Here is an 18200-nt window from a genome sequence, read left to right as displayed (position 1 = left end):
GGGGGCCAGGATACTCAACTGCCTAGAATAGGAGCGATGAGCACGAGGAACACGCACTCGTATACCGCCGAGGACACGCGACGTCGATTAGCAGAGCACGCCAAGGGCAGCACCCTGGGCGGAACCACCCAGGAGCAACGCAGTGCCTTCTCCCGCGACCGGGACCGGGTGCTCCATTCCGCGGCGCTGCGCAGATTAGCCGATAAAACCCAGGTGGTGCGCCCCCGCGATGGCGATACCCCGCGTACCCGCCTGACCCATTCCCTAGAGGTGGCGCAGATCGCCCGGGGCATGGGCACGGGCCTGGGGCTCGATCCGCACCTGGCGGAGTTGGCGGGACTCACGCACGATATTGGGCACCCGCCCTACGGGCACAACGGAGAGCGGGCGCTCAACGACGTGGCCCAGGATTGCGGCGGTTTCGAGGGCAATGCGCAAACGCTGCGGATTCTCACGCGCCTGGAACCCAAGGTGCTCGATGAACAGGGGAGAAGTTACGGCCTCAACCTCACCCGCGCGGCTCTCGACGCCACCTGCAAGTACCCGCGCTTGCGCACCCGCGCGGATGGTGAGAAGAACAAAAAATACGGCTGCTACGACGAGGACGCCGCGGTACTGGAATGGGTGCGCCGGGGCCACGAGGATGAAACCCCGGCGATGGAGGCTCAGGTGATGGATTGGGCCGATGACGTGGCCTATTCCGTGCATGACGTGGAGGACGGCATCGTCTCCGGGCGCATCTCCCTGGGGGTGCTCTGGGACTTCGTGGAGCTGGCCAAACTGGCGGAAAAGGGCGCCCGTGCTTTTGGTGGAACCCAGGAGGAACTGGTGGAGGCCGCTGATGGTCTGCGCCAACTTCCCCTGGTATCCGCCTGCGTGGAGTTCAACGCGAGCCTGCGCGCCCACGCCACGCTCAAGAAACTCACCAGTGAGCTCGTGGGGCGCTACGTCTCCGCTACTATCGACGCCACCCTGGCCGCCAATCCGGGAGGTTCCGGCTGGTTGGGGCGCACCCAGGGCAACCTCGCGGTTCCCGATCAAGCCCGAGCGGAGGTGAAGCTCCTCAAAACCATCGCGGTGCTCTACGTGATGGACGAACACCGCCACCTGGTGCGCCAGGATCAACAGCGCGATCGTATCTACCGAGTATTCGATTACCTCTGCGCGGGAGCGCCAGGGGCTCTTGACCCCATGTTCCGCCAGTGGTGGCAGGAGGCGGAAAGCGACGCCGCCCGGCAGCGGGTGGTGGTGGATCAGATTGCCTCCATGACGGAATCGCGCTTGGAGCGCCTGGCGCGCCGGGCGGCGAGCCTGGCGGACTTCTGGGGCTGAGCAGGGGCGGAGTCAGGGCTAGGCAGGGTTAGCCGGGGCCAGGCGGAGGGCGGAGGGGCTGGCGCCTAGCGCTGGAACGCAATGCCGAGGTCGTGGAATACGGCGCGCACGGCACGGTCATCGGGAGGCGGAAGTTCCCACTGCGCACAGATAATGGTGCGCACCTGCGCCTCGCGCAGGAGGTCCGCCATCGCGTCGAGATTCTTGGGCGCGGGGCGGTTATCGCTGCACAGGCAGCAGGCCAGCGCGGCGTAGAGGTCCTGGCGGGAGGTCAGGGGGCCAGTGAGCAGGAGGGGGTTATTCGGCATCGGGTATTTCGCAGAAGGATTCGTAGTGATCCGAGGTGTAGTACCACACCTCGGGGTCGGTGGATTGGGAACCGCCCGTGATGATGCGCCGCGCCCCGCGATGGGAAAGGCCGGGGGTCTCCACGGTGTATTCGCGGTAATAGTTGCGATCTTGCTGGGGGAGCAGGCCCTCGTAGTTGCCAAAGCGCACGCCGTCATTATCGGGGTAGTCAAAGGGGCCGCCCGCCTTGATGGTTTCCACGAGGTCATCGGCCTCTTCGGGGAGGTCGGCCAGGGGGCAGGTATCGCCGAGGGCGCTGGTATCGCTCTGGCTGCTGGTGCTGCTAGAGGAGGAAGCCTCGGTGCTGGAAGAATCCCCCAGGTCCAGGCCGAACCAGGCGGCGGTGGCCGCCACCGCTATGCCGCCCAGCGAGGCAAGGGCTGTGCGCAGCCGGGTACGTGGTTGAGGGCTCATGGCTTCTATTGTGACACGGCGGTGTTACGCGGGGTTATGCGGGAGCGGGCAGTACTACGGACCCGCGCCGTTTGACCGCGCCGGTAAGTTGGAGGCATGGCAAAGGGACGCATACCGGATAGCGATGTTCAGGCAATCCGCGAGCGCACGCCCATCGAGGAGATCGTGGGGGAGTACGTGCAGCTTAAACCGGGTGGATCGGATTCGCTCAAGGGGCTTTCCCCGTTTAAGGATGAAAAGACCCCTTCCTTCCACGTGCGCCCCAACCGCGGCTATTATCACTGTTTTTCCACCGGCAAGGGCGGTGACGTCTACTCCTTCCTCATGGAGATGGAGCACATCACCTTCCCCGAGGCCGTGGAATTATGTGCGGAAAAGATCGGCTACCAGATCAATTACCAGGGTGGCGGGCCTGGCCGCCGCGAGGAGCCGGGCACCCGGCAGCGCTTGATCGCAGCCAATAAGGCGGCACACCAGTTTTATCGGGAGCAATTAGAAACGGAGCAGGCCGCTACCGCGCGGCAATTCCTGCTGGATCGCGGTTTTTCTCAGGAGCACATCTATACCTTCGAGTGCGGTTATGCCCCGGAGGGGTGGGATACCACCACCAAGCACCTGTTGAGCAAGGGTTTTAGCTTCAAGGAGCTAGAGGCCGCGGGTATTTCCAAGATGGGCAGGCGCGGGCCGATAGATCAGTTCCACAGGCGCCTGCTGTGGCCCATTAAGAATATGTCCGGCGACGTCATTGGTTTTGGGGCGCGCAAGCTCTTTGACGATGACAAATTGGGTAAATACATGAATACCCAAGAAACCCTGCTGTACCACAAATCCAAGGTGCTCTTTGGGCTCGACCAGGCTAAAAAGCACATCGCCTCCGGCCATCAGGCGGTGGTGGTGGAGGGCTATACCGACGTCATGGCTATGCACGCCGCCGGGGTGACCACCGCCGTGGCCGCCTGTGGCACGGCCTTTGGCGATGAGCACCTGCAAACACTGCGCCGCCTCATGCTGGACGATCATTACTTCCGCGGGGAGTTGATCTACACCTTCGATGGGGATGAGGCCGGGCAGAAGGCCGCTCTGCGCGCCTTTGAGGGCAATCAGAAGTTCACCGGGCAGTCCTTCGTCTCCGTGGCCCCCGAGGGCATGGACCCTTGCGATCTTCGCCTGGATAAGGGCGACGCCGCCGTGCGCGATCTGGTGGCTAACCGGGTGCCGATGTTCGAGTTCGTGGTGCGTTCCATGCTCGCTCAGTACTCCCTGGACACGGTGGAGGGCCGCTTGCAGGCCTTGCGCCGCACCGTCCCCGTGGTGGCGGGAATCAAGGATCGGGTGCTGCAAACCGAGTATTCCCGCATGTTGGCGGGCTGGATTGGCTGGTCTGACCCCAACGAGGTGCTGCGTCAGGTGCGCCAGGAGGCCGCGCGGCCTAAGAAGGAGCAGCCGCGCCGCGCCCGGCGTTTCGACGCCGCCGCGAGCGAACCCGTGCCGCAGGCCTCCGCCTTGGCCATGCCCAATCCCCGCAATCCCACGCTGTGGCCGGAGCGGGAATCGCTCAAGTTGGCGCTGCAATACCCGGAGCTCACGGGCAGTTACTTCGATGGCATGGGCAAGGATGCCTATACCCACCAGGCTTATCGGGCGGTGCGCACCGCTATTGCCGACGCCGGGGGCTGCGCCGCCGCCCCAACGGGTGCGGAGTGGATCGCGCGCGTGGCGGACCACATGGCCGACCTCACCGGCCGCTCTCTGGTTTCCGAGCTGGCAGTGGAGGAAGTGCGGGTAGAAGAAGAACAGATGAGCAAGTATGCGGATTCGGTGCTCTCACGGATCCAGGAGGTGCAGGTGGGCAACCAGATCGCGGAGCTCAAGGGGCAGTTGCAAAGGATGCGCCCCTCCGATGATGAGGTGACGTATAACTCGCTTTTTGAGGATTTGGTGGCTTTGGAAAAGGCGCGGCGCGACCTTCAAGATAGAGCGCTGCGGGGTTAATCCTCGTCCGGTTCCAGGACGGTGGGGCCGGAATCATCCTTGCGGAGGTTTTTTACCTCCTTCATGCGGGGCTGCGGATCGAGCCGATCGGCCAGGGCCTTGCGCCCGGCCTTGACGGCATTTTGCGTCACCGGGGAGTTAACGGCGGCCTGGTAGCCCTTCTTGATTTGTTCGTAGCGCTTGCGGCCGGCCTTGGTGCCAAAGACGTATCCGGCGGCGGCGCCGATAACGAGCTGGATCATGGAGTATCAATATCCTAACTGAGCTTGCGAGAGCCACATTTTGATACATCCTACAGGCAGATGTGGTGGGGCCACCGGGGCTCGAACCCGGGACCTGCGGATTATGAGTCCGTAGCTCTAACCGACTGAGCTATAGCCCCTCCGCCGCCGCACTGTGTGCCGCAGCGGTATCAGTATATACAGCGCATAGCGGCGGCCAAAGATGGGTGGGGATAAATGCGCTGACCAGCAGATTTGCCCCTTCTTTTCCATGAGCGCTATAGTAACTTCTCGTTGCCGCAGGGGTAACCCGCACGACATATTCCTCCATAGCTCAGTTGGCAGAGCATTCGACTGTTAATCGAAGGGTCACTGGTTCGAGCCCAGTTGGAGGAGCCACTTTAAACCCGCTCAAGAAAATTGAGCGGGTTTTTGCTATTCCCTCTCCCTAAAATTGCCGTAGCGTTTACACGGACGTAACTGTGCGTTTACCCGCATGGGGCATCTTTATCCCAGATAAACGGTGATGAGGGAGAGAGTAGAAGATGAAGCAGGGAATCAGCCGGGCCGTGGTGGCCTCTAGCCTGGTGGTAGCGCTGGGTATCGGTGCGGGGGCGAGCACCCCCGCGCTCGCGCAGCAGGGGCCGCAGGAGCTGTCCTCCGGGGCGTCGGCAAGCGTGGCGGAGCACCTGCCGGAGAACCCGGTGTTGCTGCCCGCGCCGGTGGCTCACGAGGGCGCGCCCACCCCGCAGGCCTTTGGGCCGGAGCAGATTGCGCGGTGGTACCAGTCCGATATTTCCTCCCACGGGGTGTTTTACTTCCCGGTGGTGGATGCCTTTAGCCAGTTGGAGCGCGAGCACCCCGAGGTGATGGAGCAGAACCTGGATCAGGTGGTGGCGATCAATAACGCCGCCAGCCCTGCCCAGGTGGAGCGCGCCCTGGCCGATGACCACGATGACGTGATGCTCACGATGGCCGATGCCTGGGGAACGGAACTGGCCCAGGCCTTCCGCGAGGCCGTGGCCGAGCATCGCCTGCCCAAGACCACGCAGCTGCTTTCCGGGAGCCTGGCGCGCGGTGGCGGGGTGGCCTCCTCCACCTTCGCGGAGAAGTACTGGTTCGACTATGATCGCCCCTTCGTGGTGGCCCCGGAGCGCATCACTCGCTACCACCGCGAGGGCGCCGACGATGAATACTCCACCACCCCCTCCTTCCCCTCGGGGCACACGAACATGGCCACCTGGAAATCCGCGGTGATGGCCGCGCTGCTGCCGGAACTGGGTGTGCAGATGCTCGCGCGCGGCTCCGAGGTGGGTTATAACCGCCTGGTGATGGGGGTGCACTACCCGCTGGACGTGATCGGCGGGCGCATGACGGGCATGGCGGCCGCCGCCGATCGCCTCAACGATCCCGAGTTCAAGGCGCTAATCCAGGAGGCCGGCGCGGAGTTGCGCGCGGAACTGGAATGGCGCTGCGGAGCCGCCCTTTCCGAATGTGCACAGCGCGGGGAGCAATACCTGAGCACGCAGGGCGCTCAGGAGATCTTTAGCGAGCGCATGAACTACGGCTTTGAGCAGGTGGGCGCGCCGGGGCAGCCGATGGTGGTGCCCCAGGCGGCCCCGGTGCTGTTGGAGGCGCGCTTCCCGGAACTGAGCTGGGAGCAGCGCGCCCAGGTGCTCGCACTCACGGCCCAGGATTCCGGCTATCCGCTGGATAAGGCGGAGGGCTCCTGGCAGCGCCTGAACCTGGTAGCGGCGTGGAATGCGCAGCCCGTGGTCGGCCCCGATGGCAATGTTTCCCTGGGCTGAGCCTGTGTGAGGCCGGGTAGCATGAGGGCATGAATAACCCCGCCCTCATGGAGGAATTACAGGCAATCCAGCGCTGGCCCGCCGAGCACGTGGCAGCGGCCGTGCTCTCGCCCGCGGGCGAGGCCGCGGTGGGGGATCGGGAGCGGCCTTTCGAGCTTGCCAGCGTGACCAAGCTGATTTCCGCCTACGCGGTGCTCCTGGCGGTAGAAGAGGGGGCGCTGGAACTCGACGACCCTTGCGGCCCCGCGGGCTCCACGGTGCGTCACCTGCTCGCTCACGCCTCCGGGGTGGCCTTTGATACCCGGGAGGTCCTCAAAGCACCGGGGGAGCGCCGCATCTACTCCTCAGCGGGCTATGAATGGCTTGCCGACGCCCTGACGGAACGCACCGAGATTCCCTTCCGGGAGTACCTGCGCGAGGGGGTGTGTGAGCCGCTAGGCATGCACTCCACCGCCTTGGAGGGTTCGGCGGGACACGGCGCGGTATCCACGTTGGGAGACTTGGTGCTCTTTGCCCAAGAATTGCTCGCCCCGCGCTTATTGAGCGAACAAACCCTGCGGGAGGCTTTCTCGGTGCAATTCTCGGAATTGCGCGGAATCGTGCCGGGCTATGGAATGTATAAGCCCTGCCCCTGGGGGTTGGGCTTTGAGATTCACGGGGAAAAGAGCCAGCACTGGATGGGTGAGAATATGCCCGCGCGCACGGTGGGCCACTTTGGCATGGCGGGCACCTATCTGTGGGTAGAGCCGGGCAGCGCTAAGGCGATGGTGCTGCTCACGGATAGGAAGTTCGGCCCCTGGGCGCAGCCGCTCTGGGCAGAAACGAATGAGCGGATATGGGCGGCATTGTCTTAAGCCTGAACTAGAACTTGAATAATCGGGGGATAAAGCACCACTTGAGGGTTGCCTGGTGCTGTTTATAAAGGGGAAACTCGCATGTACGTGGTACGAGGCGCACGCGAGATCGTTGGGGAAGACGAAACTCGTCTTACGCCGCCGCTTATAGTCGCGGCGTTTGCTATGCCGAAGGAACACCACACATGACCACTCTTTTGCTCGATAAACCCGTGGATTCCTCGGCCGGAGATTCCACGGAGGTGCGGTACGGCGTGCTGCGCGTTGAGGGCCTACCTAAACGCCTGCGGGCCGAGGTAGAAGCACTGATGGTGCGATACCTGGGCAGCGAACCCACCGCCGCGCTGCCGGGCGTAGACCCCCTCTACGCCCACTGGTGTACCCGCTGGGAGCGCGATGGCCGCGCCACCGTGCGCTGCCGCGAGATTCTCACGGCCACGCCTGCGGAGTTCTCCCGCCTGCATCGGGCGCTAAGCGGCCTGGCGCAGGAGGAGGGCTTTTATGCCTCGGTGGAGGAGGTCTCCGCGGAGTCATAAAAGCTGCCGTCCCCAAAGGGATCGGCCCAGGAATCCACGAGGTCGGCCACCGAGTCCACCACGCGGGTGGGGCGGTAGGGGTAGCGGTTAATCTCTGCGTTATCCGAGATACCCGAGCGCACCAAGATGGTGCGCATACCGGCCTCTAGGCCGGACTTCATATCGGTATCCATGCGGTCACCGATCATCACGGTGCGCTCCGAGTGCGCGCCGATGGTATTCAGCGCCGAGCGCATCATCACGGGATTGGGCTTGCCCACGTAGTAGGGCTCCTGACCCGTGGCGGCGGTAATCAGCGCGGCCACGGAGCCGGTAGCGGGCAGCAAACCCTGAGGAGCAGGCCCGGTGACGTCCGGGTTGGTGCAGATGAAGCGCGCCCCGCCCAGGATGAGGTTGATGGCGGTGGTGATCGCCTCGAAGGAATAGGTGCGGGTTTCTCCCAGCACCACGAACTCGGGATCGGTGTCGGTGAGAATCCACCCGGCCTCGTGCAGGCCGGTGGTGAGCCCGGATTCCCCGATCACGTAGGCGGTGCCTTCCTCCTCCTGGCTCTTGAGGAAGTGTGCCGTGGCGGAGGCGGAGGTCCAGATCCTCTCTGCGGGAATATCCAGCCCGGTGCTGCGCAGCCGAGCGGAGAGATCGCGGGGGGTATGGATGGAGTTGTTGGTGAGAACCATGAAGTTAATGTCGTTCTCGTAGAGGGCGTGGAGGAAGCGATCCGCGCCGGGGATCATCTCGCCCTCTTTGATGAGCACGCCGTCCATGTCAGAGAGGTAGGAAATCTGGGCAGTCATACCCCCTATTGTGCTCTCTTTTTAGGCCGAGGTGTTATCCAGGAACTCCACCACGTCCCCCACGGTGTCAAAATCGGCCACGGTGCGGCTCTCCAGGGGCACTCCGAAGGTTTCCTCGGTGCGCACGGTAATGGTCACGAGGTCAAGGGAGGTGGTGCCAAGCCCCTCGCGCAGGGGGGTCCCAGCGGTGATCTCCTGGGCCTCAATCCCGGTGACGTCCGCGATGATGAGGGCCAGCCGGGCCAGGGTGCCCTCCGGTTGCTCTTGTTCTTTCTCCTCTGATACCGCAAACTTGGCGGCCAGCTGATCGGCCAGATTGCCCATGCTTCCTCCTTGAATCCTGGGGGCGATTGTAGCGGCATAAGAAAAACCGGGTGCTGCCCCTCGCTGGGAGAGGCAGCACCCGGTTATCGGAGAGCGGCGTTTAGGCCTTGGTGGGATCGTCCAAGTGGAAACGCTCGGCGGCGTCGGCAGCCACCTGCATATCAATCTTGCCCTCGCGGGCCAGGCCGATCAGCACCGCCACGGCCACGGATTCCGCGTCGATGTTGAAGTGACGGCGGGCGGCCGGGCGGGTATCAGAGAAGCCGAAGCCATCGGCACCCAGCACGATGTACTCGCCGGGCACGTAGGCGCGAATCTGCTCCTGAAGGTCCGAGGCATAGTCGGAGACCGCCACGTACGGTCCCGCAGCCTTCTTGAGCTGCGTGGTGGCAAAGGGCTCGGGGAGTTCCTTGCCGGGGTGGCGCAGGGCCTCCTTGTTGAGCTTGGCGCCCTCGCGGGCCAGTTCCACCCAGGAGGTCACGGAGAAGATCGAGGCACGCACGTCGTAATCCTCGGCCAGAATCTCCTGGGCGCGCAGGGCGGCCTGCATGCCGATGCCGGAGGCCAAGATGGAGGCCTCGTGGCTGCCCTGAGAGCCGCGATCATAGAGGTAGATGCCCTTGTGTAGGCCTTCGACGTCCAGATCCTCCGGCTCGGCGGGCTGGGAGATGGGCTCGTTGTAGATGGTGAGGTAGTAGATCACGTCCTCGCCACGGTCGGGTCCGTACATGCGATCAATACCCTCGCGTACCAGGTGGGCCACCTCGTAGGCAAAGGCGGGATCGTAGCTCACCACGCCGGGGTTGGTGGAGGCGATGATCTGCGAGTGGCCGTCCATGTGCTGCAAGCCCTCGCCGGTGAGCGTGGTGCGCCCGGCGGTGGCGCCCAGCAGGAAGCCGCGGGCCATCTGGTCGGCGGCCGCCCAGATGGAATCACCCGTGCGCTGGAAGCCGAACATCGAGTAGAAGATGTACAGCGGAATCATGGCTACGCCCTGGGTGGCGTAGCTGGTACCGGCGGCGATGAAGGAGGCCATCGAACCGGCTTCGTTAATGCCCTCGTGGAGGATGTGGCCGTCGGTAGCCTCGCGGTAGGAGAGCATGAGATCGTGGTCCACCGGTACGTAGTTCTGGCCATGCGGGTTGTAGATCTTCATGGTGGGGAACCAGGAGTCCATGCCGAAGGTGCGGGCCTCATCGGGGATGATGGGCACCAGGCGGTCCTTCAATCCCTTATCGCGCATGAGTTCCTTGAAGGTACGCACAATGGCCATCGTGGTGGCCACGGTCTGCTTGCCGGAACCCTTGCGCACGGAGCGCAGCTTGTCGATGCTCGGAACCTCAACCGGCTCGTAGTTCTCGCGGCGCTCCGGCAGGTAACCGCCGAGTTCGCGGCGGCGTTCCTTCATGTACTTGATCTCCGGGGAATCCTCGCCGGGGTGGAAGTACGGGGGCAGGTAGGGGTCCTTCTCCAATTCCTCATCAGAGATGGGAATACCCTGCTTATCGCGGAAGAGCTTGAGATCTTCCAGCGTGAGCTTCTTCATCTGGTGGGTGGCGTTGCGGCCCTCGAAGTTATGGCCCAGGCCGTAGCCCTTAATGGTGTGCGCCAGGATCACGGTGGGGCGATCCTTGGTCTCCAGGGCGCGCTTGTAGGCGGCGTAGATCTTACGGTAATCGTGACCGCCGCGGCGCAGTGCCCAGATCTCGTCGTCCGTCATGTCCTCCACCAGCTTGGCGGTGCGCGGATCGCGGCCAAAGAAGTGCTCGCGCACGTACGCGCCGTCGTTAGCCTTGAAGGTCTGGTAATCACCGTCCGGCGTGTTGTTCATGATCTCCACGAGCGCGCCGTCCTTGTCCTTTTCCAGCAGCGCATCCCACTCGCGGCCCCACACGACCTTGATGACGGACCAGCCGGCACCGCGGAAGAAGGATTCCAGCTCCTGAATGATCTGCGTATTGCCGCGTACCGGGCCATCCAGGCGCTGCAAGTTGCAGTTCACCACGAAGGTGAGGTTATCCAGGTTGTTCAGCGCCGCCTGCTGGAGCAGACCGCGGGACTCCGGCTCGTCCATCTCGCCATCGCCCAGGAAGGCCCACACGTGCTGGTCGGAGGTGTCCTTGATGCCGCGATTGTGCAGGTAGCGGTTGAAGCGTGCCTGGTAGATCGCGTCCATCGGGCCCAGGCCCATCGAGACGGTGGGGAACTCCCAAAAGTCCTTCATCCCGTGCGGGTGCGGGTAGCTGGGCAGGCCGCCCTGCTCGCGGGAGACTTCCTGGCGGAAGCCGTCGAGGTCATCCTCGGTGAGGCGACCCTCCATGAAGGCGCGGGCGTACATGCCGGGGGAGGCGTGGCCCTGGAAGAACACCTGATCGCCGCCGCCGGGGTGATCCTTGCCGCGGAAGAAGTGGTTGAAGCCCACCTCGTAGAGCGGGGCGGCACCCGCGTAGGTGGAAATGTGCCCGCCCACGCCGATGCCGGGGCGCTGGGCGCGGTGCACCATGATGGCGGCGTTCCAGCGAATCCAGCGGCGGTAGCGCTTCTCAATCTCCTCATCGCCGGGGAACTCTGGCTCGGAGGAGGTGGGGATGGTGTTCACGAAGTCCGTGGACAGGAGCGGGGGGAGCTGAACGCGCTTTGCCGACGCCCGCTCCAAGAGACGGAGCATGAGGTATCGCGCACGATCGGAGCTAGAGCTATCCAGCAGCCCATCGAGCGAGTCCATCCACTCTCGGGTTTCCTCTGGATCAGAGTCATTCAGGTAGGACGCTACGCCATCGCGAATGAGGGCGAAGTTGGTGTCCTCCGTGGGCTTGCCGCTGAGATTGCCCTCAGCCATAGGTGAACCTCCTGGGGTTGTTCAGGTATAGACGGGCGGGGTTCGCGCCTGGGTTTTCCTCACATGCGAACTACCACGCGCACCTTCACCAAGTGTAGTGATAAGCCGGGGTGTGCGTTACACCGGGATCGGGGCTGAAAATAAGGAGAAAATGCGCGGAAGGCTGTATCCTGCTTGCAAAGAGAAAATTGTGCCCGGGGACGTGCCACGCACATGGCTGGTGGCGTACCACCGGGGAGCAGGAACGGGAGGATCATCACAGTGGTGGACGCTCCGGACGTTATGAACAAAGACGTCCAGGACTATGCACAGCGCCTTGGTATTCAGCATGGCGACGTCGTTCAAGAAGTGGGCTGGGACGAGGATTGCGATAGCGCTATCTCCGAGTCCGTCGAGGACTTCCTCGACGCGGCGTTGCTCGATGAGGATACGGACGATATTTGCGATGTCGTGCTGCTGTGGTGGAGAGAAGAGGACGGAGACCTCGTTGATGGTCTCGTCGATGCTGTGCGCCCCCTGGCCGATAACGGCCGCGTGTGGTTGCTGACCCCAGGGGCGGGGCGCTCCGGGACGATTGAACCCGGCGTGATCGCGGAATCGGCTCAGCTATCCGGTTTGGTGCAAACTAAGGCCGAGCGGCTGGGGCAATGGCAAGGATCGTGCCTGGTACAGCGCGGTTCTACGCGAAAGTAATCGCCTGTGTTATAGTAATCGGGCTGCCTGCGCTGGTTAGTAGCACAGGCTTAAGCGTCTTTAGCTCAGTTGGGAGAGCAGCTGGTTTACACCCAGCAGGTCGGCGGTTCGAGCCCGTCAGGACGCACAAGGAAACTCCCGGGCCTTAGTTATAGGGCTTGGGAGTTTTGCGTGTGCGGGGGTTTCCTCACCTTAAGAAGCCTTTTCGATACTTCCGATCCCCACGCTCCAAAAAGAAGGTACTTTCGTACCCTCGCGCAATGTTGCCATATCCCCTATTGTTATCCGCACAAGAGAGGAATATCCGCTAAAAGGTGGATATTCCGTACCAGTCTTGACCGAATCTGAAGGGAACCATCATGAACCTGAAGCGCAAGTTTGCCGTTTCTGCCGCCACCATCGCCATCGCCGCTACCGCTGCGATCGCCCCCGCCACCGCTGAGACCGTTGTGGGCCAGGATCGTCCTGCTTACGGCCAGCAGGAAGTAGTGGCCCCCTCCAACTCCGCCAAGGATGAGGCCGAGGCTCAGAAGCAGCGCCTGGAGAACGCCGATAAGGGCGTGGACATCTTCGCCAAGGTCGTTAAGACCATCGCTGACACCGTGGCTCGCTTCGTCGGCTAATTCTCAAGCTGATTCATACAGCCTTATCCATACAGCACGGAAACCCCTTTCTTCCTGGAAGTAAACACCAGGAAGAAAGGGGTTTTCGTTTTAGTCGTTCTTACGCCGCCATGTGGCCAGTACGCGGGAGCGCAGAGGCTCCACGGCGAGTACGGCGAGGAAGGTAACCAGCCAGCCCGCGCCGAGTAGGCTCAGGGCGAAGCCGAGGCGGGCGGGGATATTTACTTCCGCCTGTACTGTGAGCATGACCAGACCCACCGGGGCACCGCAGAGGAAACCGAAGAGACTCACGATGACGATGGGCAGCATGATCTCGATGAGTGCTACGGAGCTAAAGAAGCGACGTCGTACGCCCATGAGTTGCAAGGAACGCGTGAGGTCGGCGGAGGCAAAGACCTCGCTGGCCTGGCCTAAGAAGACGGACACGGTGGTGATGGTGAAGCCGAATCCCAGGGTGAGCAGGATTCCCACGCTGACATCACTAAAGAAAATACCCACCTCCTGCTCCTCCTTATAGAGCTCGGTGAGTCCATCGCTGGCCAGGGGGCTGACCATGACGTAGCCGATGAGGAAACCAAAGAAGGCGATGGCGGAACTGCGCTTCCAAGCCAGGCGAGCGTTGCTGGAGATGCGGCGGCAGGCCACCAGATGCGCGTTACCGGGCAGATAGGCGAAGAGATAGGCGCATACCTGGAGGATATAGGGGGAAACGAGGTTGATCGCCATGAACACGATGAGAAGGAAAGATATGACGCCGATGATGGAAGCGACGTCGGAAGAAGAGATGTTAATCAAACGCAGCGCCACAACGGTAGCCACAAAGATGGCGATGAAGAGATAAAATCGCCAGCGCTTCAATGCGGCGGGCATCTCGCGCCGGGCCACCCCCAGGGGACTCACCCGCACCCGCTGCATGCCCACAAAAGCAGCCCCCAGGGCGAGCAGGAAGAGGATCGCCGCTACGAGGAGGTAACCCCACCAGGGCAACAAAATCTCATTGAGAGCAATGGCGCGCTCCTGGAAGGAAAGCCGGGTAAAAAACGGCGCGAGCAAAAAGCTGAGACCCAGGCCCAGGGTGATGCCCACGAGGGCCTGGAAGCCGGTTTCCACGATGGTCATGCGGGTGACCTGCCGGGAGGAAAGCCCGATGAGGCGCAGGGTGGCCAGGCGGCGCTCCCTTCCCGACGCCCCCAGCACGGCGGCCTGGGCGGTGAGCCCGAAGAGCGCGGGGAGGATGAAGGCGCAGGCAAAGACCGCCAGGTAGAACCATGTGATGAGGTAGAACTCGTTGGTAGCTTGCTGCTCCTGTACGAAGGCGGAGGCCTGTTCCGGGTGGAGGGAGCGCTGGTAGAACATCCAGGTTCCCCCGGCCACGAGGAAGGCCACCGTGGCGCTCACCGTGAGGCTAAAAATGGCGATGAGGCTGACCACCCCGGTGCCGGTGCGCGCCCGGGTGCTGGCCTTGTGCAGGTCAAAGACGAGTTGGGCGGAGTTCATCGGGCACCTCGCAGCAGGCGGTCGTCGTGAATGATGCCGTCGCGGATCTCGATGCGCCGCTCCATCCACTGAGCCACCTGGGCGTCGTGAGTGACCATCACCAGGCTGGCGCCCGAGCGCTTGGCTAGGGTGCTGAGCATCTGCATGACCTCGTGCCCGGTGCTCTGGTCGAGCGCGCCGGTGGGCTCATCGGCAAAGATGAGGGAAGGCTCGGCGCACAGCGCACGGGCGATCGCCACGCGCTGGGCTTGGCCGCCGGAGACGTCACCGGGGCGTCGCAAAGCGAGATCGCCCAGGCCCAGTTGATCCAGCAGGCTTTGGGCCTTCTTGCGGGCCTTGGAGCGGCTGGTGCCGTTGAGGATGGCGGGCAGGGCGATGTTTTCTAGGTTGCTCAGCTCAGGGAGCAATTGGCCGTCCTGGAACACAAAGCCGAAGTGGTGCAGGCGCAGGCGGGAGCGGGCGGCGTCGGAAAGCGAGGAAAGTTCCGCATCCCCAAAGCGCACCGTGCCGTGGGTGGGGGTGAGTACGCCGGACATGCAGTGCAGCAGCGTGGATTTGCCGGAACCCGAGGGGCCCATCACGGCCACGGTCTCGCCGGGGTTGATGGTGAGCGATATGCCCGAGAGCACCGGCTGGGCGCCGAAGCTCTTGGTGATGTCGTGAAGTTGCAATGAATGTGTCATGGTGTTCATTTCAGCCGGGCGCGGCGCGCAAGTACATGGTGCCAGCGATGATCTTGATGGTAGTGCCAGCACTACCCCCGGCCCTGCTGCGCGGGTTTGGGGCTCGTATCGTGGGTGTGTGCGCAGAATGAAACGTACCCGGCGCCAGGGCCTAAGCCACGAGCAACGCCAGGCGCAAACCATCGCGGAACTCACGGCCTCGCGCCGCGCCATTGCCGACGCCTACGAGGTTGAGCGCCAGCGCATCGAGCGCGACCTCCACGACGGCACCCAGCAGTACCTCGTGGCGGCCTCCATCAAGCTCGGGGAAGCCACCCTCGACGCCCAGGGGCAGACCTTTGACCTGCTGCGCGCCGCCAAAGCAGACCTCGACGCCGGCCTTGCCGCCCTGCGCGCCACCGTGCGCGGAGTACACCCCCAGGTGCTCAGCGACCACGGGCTCGCCGCCGCCGTGCGCGACATCGCCGCTAGCTACGGTCCGCACGTGAGCGTACACACCCCGCACGAACTGCCGGAGCTTTCGCCCAGCGTGCTCGCCGCCGGGTACTTCTTTACCGCCGAGGCGCTCACCAACGCCGCCAAGCACGCGCCGGGGGCCGAGGTGAGCGTGCTTTTGGCTGCCGACGCCGCCCTGCGGATCACCGTGGTGGACGAAGGGCCTGGCGGGGCTACGTTGCGCGCCGGGCATGGGCTGGTGGGGATGAGGGAGCGGCTGGTGGCCTTTGGTGGGGAGCTGCGCTTGACCTCTCCGGCCGGTGGGCCCACGCGGGTGGGGTGTGCGATTCCGTTGTTGTTGGAGCGAGGGGAGAGCGGGGTTGCGCTATGAGGAAGGGTTCTGGGGTGGGTTTTGCTGGTGGCTTTGGTGGAGGCTTGGCCGCTAGTGGTGCTGGGGTTGGGCTCTCGGTGGTGATTGCCGATGATTCCGCCCTGCTGCGGGAGGGAGTAGCTGCACTCCTGGAACGCCGAGGCCACCGCATCGTGGGGCAGGCCGCCGATAGCGGGGAACTCATGGAGGTGATGGGGGCCTTTGCCGTGCAGGGGAGTTTGCCAGATGTGCTGATTACCGACGTGCGCATGCCCCCAAACATGGCCGACGATGGCCTCAAAGCCGCCGTGCGGCTGCGCGCAGAGCACCCGGACCTGGCAGTGATGGTGTTGAGCCAATACGTGGCCCCGGCCTACGCGGTGGAACTCTTTGCCCATGCCACGAGCGGGACGGGGTACCTGCTCAAGGATCGAGTATCCGAGGTAGCGGACTTTCTGAACTCCCTGGCCGTGGTGGCCCAGGGCGGCACGGTGATTGACCCCACCGTGGCCAGCGCGCTCATGGCCTCCGGGCGCAGTGGGTTGGGGGAACTCACCCCGAGGGAGCGGGAAGTGCTGGAACTGATGAGCCGCGGGCAATCCAACAGGGAGATCGCGCAGTGTTTGGTGCTCTCCTCGGCGGCGGTGGCCAAGCACGTATCCAACATCTTCAGCAAGCTGCGGCTCTCACCCGCGGAGGAGAACCGCAGGGTGAAGGCGATTTTGGAGTATCTGGCGGCGGGTGGGTGAGGGGTTCTGCGTGCTTGTTTGGGGGGGTGCTTGGGGAAGGCGGGGTGGGAGTGGGGTGTTTTATGATGGTACGCATGGCGAAGCACCCCATTTCACGGCTCAGGCTTGCAGCTTTTGGCCCTTTTGAGGAGATCGACGTGACGTGGTCGCCCGGACTGAACGTGATCGTGGGGGATAACGCAACGGGGAAGTCTCAACTGCTCAAGGCCATGTACTCCAGCACGAAGGTACTGCGAGACACCGAGGCCTTGACCAAGAAAGAGCTCAATCCCAGCCTTGCCACCAAGCTGATGGGGACGCTACGCCCCGATAACCTGGGGCGACTAACCCGCAGAACCCGGGGGCGGGTAAGCGCAAAGGTCGGGCTGACCTTTGCGGAAATAGAAGTGCCCTTGGAGTTCACTTTTGGCTCGCACGCCAAGCGCGAAGTGGCAGTAGGGAGTGTTCCCGAGCGCTCGCTTGATGATGAACCGGTGTATCTACCCCCGCAAGAATTGCTCTCGCTCTCGGCCAGCTTCCTGGGGCTCTTTGATAGTTACGAGACGGGCTTTGATGAGACCTGGCGCGATACCGTGGAGTTGCTGCTGCGCCCCGCCTTACGTGGCCCCAGGGCGCAGCAGGCCAATGAGATGCTGGATTCCTTCTCAGGCCTGTTGCAGGAAGGAACGGTAACGGAGAACAACGGACACTTTTATTTACACCAGCCGGGAATCGGAACACTGGAGGCACCTCTTCTGGCGGAGGGGCAGCGCAAGGTCGCGATGATCGCTCGGCTCATCGCCAATGGAGTGCTGCTCCAAGGCGGGTACCTCTTCTGGGACGAACCGGAGGCGAATCTGAACCCAGCCTCCCAACGAGCGATAGCCACAGTACTGGTGCACCTTGCTGGTGCGGGAGCCCAGGTTTTTGTGGCCACACACAGCATGTTCCTTCTACGCGAATTGCAGATGTTGGGGGAAGGGATCAATCCGCGCTATGTGGGACTCAGTCGAGTGCAAACCACGGAGGAAAGCGCTGCGATGGCTGCTGTGCAGGCCCAGGCCGTTGATGACCTCGATGAGCTGGACTACGTGGCTGCACTCAGGGCGGAATCCGAGCAAGCACAGCGGTATTTGGGGTGGTAGGGGTGAAGCAGCGGGGGAGTGGTGAGGTCAACGTTGATGGTACGTTCTTTTCTTTTCCACGCGATTGGGCGGTAGCGGTGTTTGATGAGTGGCCCCAATATCGTAAGGCAGCCGGTGGGGTGGGGCTCAAAGGAGTGGACGTGGTGGCCCTCCATGAGAGAGATCTGTGGCTAATTGAGATGAAAGACTACACTTACCCCGATGCTCAGCAGCCGCAGGAATTACCGGTGATCCTGGGACAGAAGGCCGCAGGAACGATGGCGCTGCTCTATTCACTGGAGCGAGCGAAGGCAGATTCTGAGGCCAAGGAGTTTGCCGTGAGATGTCGGGCCGCTAAGGCGATTCACCTTGCACTGCATATAGAGGTGAAGGACGCGGGGCGCAAAGAAAAGCAGATTCATGGGCTCTTGAGCCCGCTGACCGATGAGATACGCAAAGTTGGAAAGACCATAGGGTTGAGTAAGACCTGGGTGACCTCGACGCTGGCTCCTAACCCGCATACGCCTTGGAGAGCTCGCCGCGACCCAGAGCGGAGGGCGAGGCATGTGGATCGGTGAGGGGAAG

Annotated in this window: 19 protein-coding genes and 3 tRNA genes; 13 read left to right on the top strand and 9 right to left on the bottom strand. The window is 63.1% G+C overall.

Going from position 1 to position 18200, the window contains the following annotated elements; all coding sequences use genetic code 11:
- The first annotated feature begins 36 nt into the window (after window positions 1–36).
- On the top strand, window positions 37–1332 hold the full coding sequence (locus Clow_RS05125) for a deoxyguanosinetriphosphate triphosphohydrolase (protein WP_055177245.1): 1296 nt from the start codon (window positions 37–39) through the stop codon (window positions 1330–1332).
- Window positions 1333–1397: 65 nt separating this feature from the next.
- Here Clow_RS05125 and Clow_RS05120 read toward each other — a convergent pair whose 3' ends face one another.
- Complete coding sequence (locus Clow_RS05120; RefSeq protein WP_055177242.1) at window positions 1398–1640, bottom strand: hypothetical protein; 243 nt, start codon at window positions 1638–1640, stop codon at window positions 1398–1400.
- The gene (locus Clow_RS05115; protein WP_055177240.1) at window positions 1630–2094 is read right to left on the bottom strand and encodes a guanyl-specific ribonuclease; all 465 of its coding nucleotides are present in this window, start codon (window positions 2092–2094) and stop codon (window positions 1630–1632) included. The genes Clow_RS05120 and Clow_RS05115 overlap by 11 nt, the downstream gene beginning before the upstream one ends.
- Window positions 2095–2190: 96 nt before the next feature.
- Here Clow_RS05115 and dnaG point away from each other — a divergent pair, with 96 nt between their 5' ends.
- Entirely contained in the window at window positions 2191–4086 is a 1896-nt protein-coding gene (gene dnaG / locus Clow_RS05110) for a DNA primase (protein ID WP_055177238.1), read from the top strand.
- Here the strand turns inward: dnaG and Clow_RS05105 are convergent.
- Entirely contained in the window at window positions 4083–4328 is a 246-nt protein-coding gene (locus Clow_RS05105) for a hypothetical protein (protein ID WP_055177236.1), read from the bottom strand. The two genes, dnaG and Clow_RS05105, sit on opposite strands and share 4 nt — an antisense overlap.
- Before the next feature lie 63 nt (window positions 4329–4391).
- Window positions 4392–4468, bottom strand: a tRNA-Ile gene (locus Clow_RS05100).
- 162 nt (window positions 4469–4630) lie between these two features.
- Here Clow_RS05100 and Clow_RS05095 point away from each other — a divergent pair.
- The 4 genes from Clow_RS05095 (at window position 4631) to Clow_RS05080 (ending at window position 7505) form a co-directional block, all read left to right on the top strand.
- Window positions 4631–4706, top strand: a tRNA-Asn gene (locus tag Clow_RS05095).
- Between the two features lie 146 nt (window positions 4707–4852).
- Window positions 4853–6115, top strand: coding sequence for an acid phosphatase (locus Clow_RS05090; RefSeq protein WP_082418533.1), 1263 nt, complete (start codon window positions 4853–4855; stop codon window positions 6113–6115).
- Between the two features lie 47 nt (window positions 6116–6162).
- Window positions 6163–6969, top strand: a complete 807-nt coding sequence (locus Clow_RS05085; RefSeq protein WP_055177599.1) for a serine hydrolase domain-containing protein — start codon at window positions 6163–6165, stop codon at window positions 6967–6969.
- A gap of 185 nt (window positions 6970–7154) precedes the next feature.
- Window positions 7155–7505, top strand: coding sequence for a hypothetical protein (locus tag Clow_RS05080; RefSeq protein WP_055177233.1), 351 nt, complete (start codon window positions 7155–7157; stop codon window positions 7503–7505).
- Here Clow_RS05080 and Clow_RS05075 read toward each other — a convergent pair.
- From Clow_RS05075 to aceE, 3 genes are all read right to left on the bottom strand, one after another.
- Window positions 7469–8299 (bottom strand): HAD-IIA family hydrolase, encoded by an 831-nt coding sequence (locus tag Clow_RS05075; protein WP_055177230.1) that lies wholly within the window; start codon window positions 8297–8299, stop codon window positions 7469–7471. The two genes, Clow_RS05080 and Clow_RS05075, sit on opposite strands and share 37 nt — an antisense overlap.
- A gap of 21 nt (window positions 8300–8320) precedes the next feature.
- Window positions 8321–8623 carry an acyl carrier protein gene (locus tag Clow_RS05070; protein WP_055177228.1) on the bottom strand — a complete coding sequence of 101 codons (303 nt, stop codon included), beginning with the start codon at window positions 8621–8623 and terminating at the stop codon, window positions 8321–8323.
- Between the two features lie 100 nt (window positions 8624–8723).
- Entirely contained in the window at window positions 8724–11462 is a 2739-nt protein-coding gene (gene aceE, locus Clow_RS05065) for a pyruvate dehydrogenase (acetyl-transferring), homodimeric type (protein ID WP_055177226.1), read from the bottom strand.
- 282 nt (window positions 11463–11744) lie between these two features.
- Between aceE and Clow_RS05060 the strand changes: the two genes are divergently transcribed.
- From Clow_RS05060 to Clow_RS05050, 3 genes are all read left to right on the top strand, one after another.
- Window positions 11745–12155, top strand: a complete 411-nt coding sequence (locus tag Clow_RS05060) for a DUF3052 domain-containing protein (protein ID WP_156334684.1) — start codon at window positions 11745–11747, stop codon at window positions 12153–12155.
- A gap of 54 nt (window positions 12156–12209) precedes the next feature.
- Window positions 12210–12282, top strand: a tRNA-Val gene (locus Clow_RS05055).
- Window positions 12283–12514: 232 nt separating this feature from the next.
- The gene (locus Clow_RS05050) at window positions 12515–12778 is read left to right on the top strand and encodes a hypothetical protein (RefSeq protein WP_055177218.1); all 264 of its coding nucleotides are present in this window, start codon (window positions 12515–12517) and stop codon (window positions 12776–12778) included.
- Between the two features lie 90 nt (window positions 12779–12868).
- Here Clow_RS05050 and Clow_RS05045 read toward each other — a convergent pair whose 3' ends face one another.
- Together Clow_RS05045 and Clow_RS05040 are read right to left on the bottom strand one after the other, a co-directional pair.
- On the bottom strand, window positions 12869–14275 hold the full coding sequence (locus Clow_RS05045; RefSeq protein ID WP_055177216.1) for an FtsX-like permease family protein: 1407 nt from the start codon (window positions 14273–14275) through the stop codon (window positions 12869–12871).
- Entirely contained in the window at window positions 14272–14958 is a 687-nt protein-coding gene (locus Clow_RS05040; RefSeq protein ID WP_055177214.1) for an ABC transporter ATP-binding protein, read from the bottom strand. Before Clow_RS05040 ends, Clow_RS05045 begins: the two co-directional genes overlap by 4 nt.
- A gap of 127 nt (window positions 14959–15085) precedes the next feature.
- Here Clow_RS05040 and Clow_RS05035 point away from each other — a divergent pair, with 127 nt between their 5' ends.
- From Clow_RS05035 to Clow_RS05020, 4 genes are all read left to right on the top strand, one after another.
- A complete protein-coding gene (locus Clow_RS05035) occupies window positions 15086–15784 on the top strand; it encodes a sensor histidine kinase (protein WP_055177212.1) in 699 nt (232 codons plus the stop codon).
- Window positions 15781–16512, top strand: a complete 732-nt coding sequence (locus Clow_RS05030; RefSeq protein ID WP_082418531.1) for a response regulator transcription factor — start codon at window positions 15781–15783, stop codon at window positions 16510–16512. Before Clow_RS05035 ends, Clow_RS05030 begins: the two co-directional genes overlap by 4 nt.
- 74 nt (window positions 16513–16586) lie before the next feature.
- Window positions 16587–17636, top strand: a complete 1050-nt coding sequence (locus tag Clow_RS05025) for an AAA family ATPase (protein ID WP_069724577.1) — start codon at window positions 16587–16589, stop codon at window positions 17634–17636.
- A gap of 2 nt (window positions 17637–17638) precedes the next feature.
- Entirely contained in the window at window positions 17639–18193 is a 555-nt protein-coding gene (locus Clow_RS05020) for a hypothetical protein (protein ID WP_245625701.1), read from the top strand.
- Window positions 18194–18200 lie beyond the last annotated feature (7 nt).

It is taken from the genome of Corynebacterium lowii (assembly GCF_001412085.1).
GTDB lineage: Bacteria > Actinomycetota > Actinomycetes > Mycobacteriales > Mycobacteriaceae > Corynebacterium > Corynebacterium lowii.
This window is presented reverse-complemented; position numbering and strand designations above follow the sequence as displayed.

Bases quoted from the DNA above. Each gene is read 5' to 3' on its own strand.
- Clow_RS05060 (WP_156334684.1), top strand. From the start codon at position 11,745: ATGAACAAAGACGTCCAGGACTATGCACAGCGCCTTGGTATTCAGCAT.
- Clow_RS05025 (WP_069724577.1), top strand. From the start codon at position 16,587: ATGGCGAAGCACCCCATTTCACGGCTCAGGCTTGCAGCTTTTGGCCCT.
- Clow_RS05030 (WP_082418531.1), top strand. From the start codon at position 15,781: ATGAGGAAGGGTTCTGGGGTGGGTTTTGCTGGTGGCTTTGGTGGAGGC.
- Clow_RS05120 (WP_055177242.1), bottom strand. From the start codon at position 1,640: ATGCCGAATAACCCCCTCCTGCTCACTGGCCCCCTGACCTCCCGCCAG.
- dnaG (WP_055177238.1), top strand. From the start codon at position 2,191: ATGGCAAAGGGACGCATACCGGATAGCGATGTTCAGGCAATCCGCGAG.
- Clow_RS05125 (WP_055177245.1), top strand. From the start codon at position 37: ATGAGCACGAGGAACACGCACTCGTATACCGCCGAGGACACGCGACGT.
- Clow_RS05080 (WP_055177233.1), top strand. From the start codon at position 7,155: ATGACCACTCTTTTGCTCGATAAACCCGTGGATTCCTCGGCCGGAGAT.
- Clow_RS05090 (WP_082418533.1), top strand. From the start codon at position 4,853: ATGAAGCAGGGAATCAGCCGGGCCGTGGTGGCCTCTAGCCTGGTGGTA.
- Clow_RS05075 (WP_055177230.1), bottom strand. From the start codon at position 8,299: ATGACTGCCCAGATTTCCTACCTCTCTGACATGGACGGCGTGCTCATC.
- aceE (WP_055177226.1), bottom strand. From the start codon at position 11,462: ATGGCTGAGGGCAATCTCAGCGGCAAGCCCACGGAGGACACCAACTTC.
- Clow_RS05085 (WP_055177599.1), top strand. From the start codon at position 6,163: ATGGAGGAATTACAGGCAATCCAGCGCTGGCCCGCCGAGCACGTGGCA.
- Clow_RS05045 (WP_055177216.1), bottom strand. From the start codon at position 14,275: ATGAACTCCGCCCAACTCGTCTTTGACCTGCACAAGGCCAGCACCCGG.
- Clow_RS05105 (WP_055177236.1), bottom strand. From the start codon at position 4,328: ATGATCCAGCTCGTTATCGGCGCCGCCGCCGGATACGTCTTTGGCACC.
- Clow_RS05040 (WP_055177214.1), bottom strand. From the start codon at position 14,958: ATGACACATTCATTGCAACTTCACGACATCACCAAGAGCTTCGGCGCC.
- Clow_RS05035 (WP_055177212.1), top strand. From the start codon at position 15,086: ATGAAACGTACCCGGCGCCAGGGCCTAAGCCACGAGCAACGCCAGGCG.
- Clow_RS05050 (WP_055177218.1), top strand. From the start codon at position 12,515: ATGAACCTGAAGCGCAAGTTTGCCGTTTCTGCCGCCACCATCGCCATC.
- Clow_RS05115 (WP_055177240.1), bottom strand. From the start codon at position 2,094: ATGAGCCCTCAACCACGTACCCGGCTGCGCACAGCCCTTGCCTCGCTG.
- Clow_RS05070 (WP_055177228.1), bottom strand. From the start codon at position 8,623: ATGGGCAATCTGGCCGATCAGCTGGCCGCCAAGTTTGCGGTATCAGAG.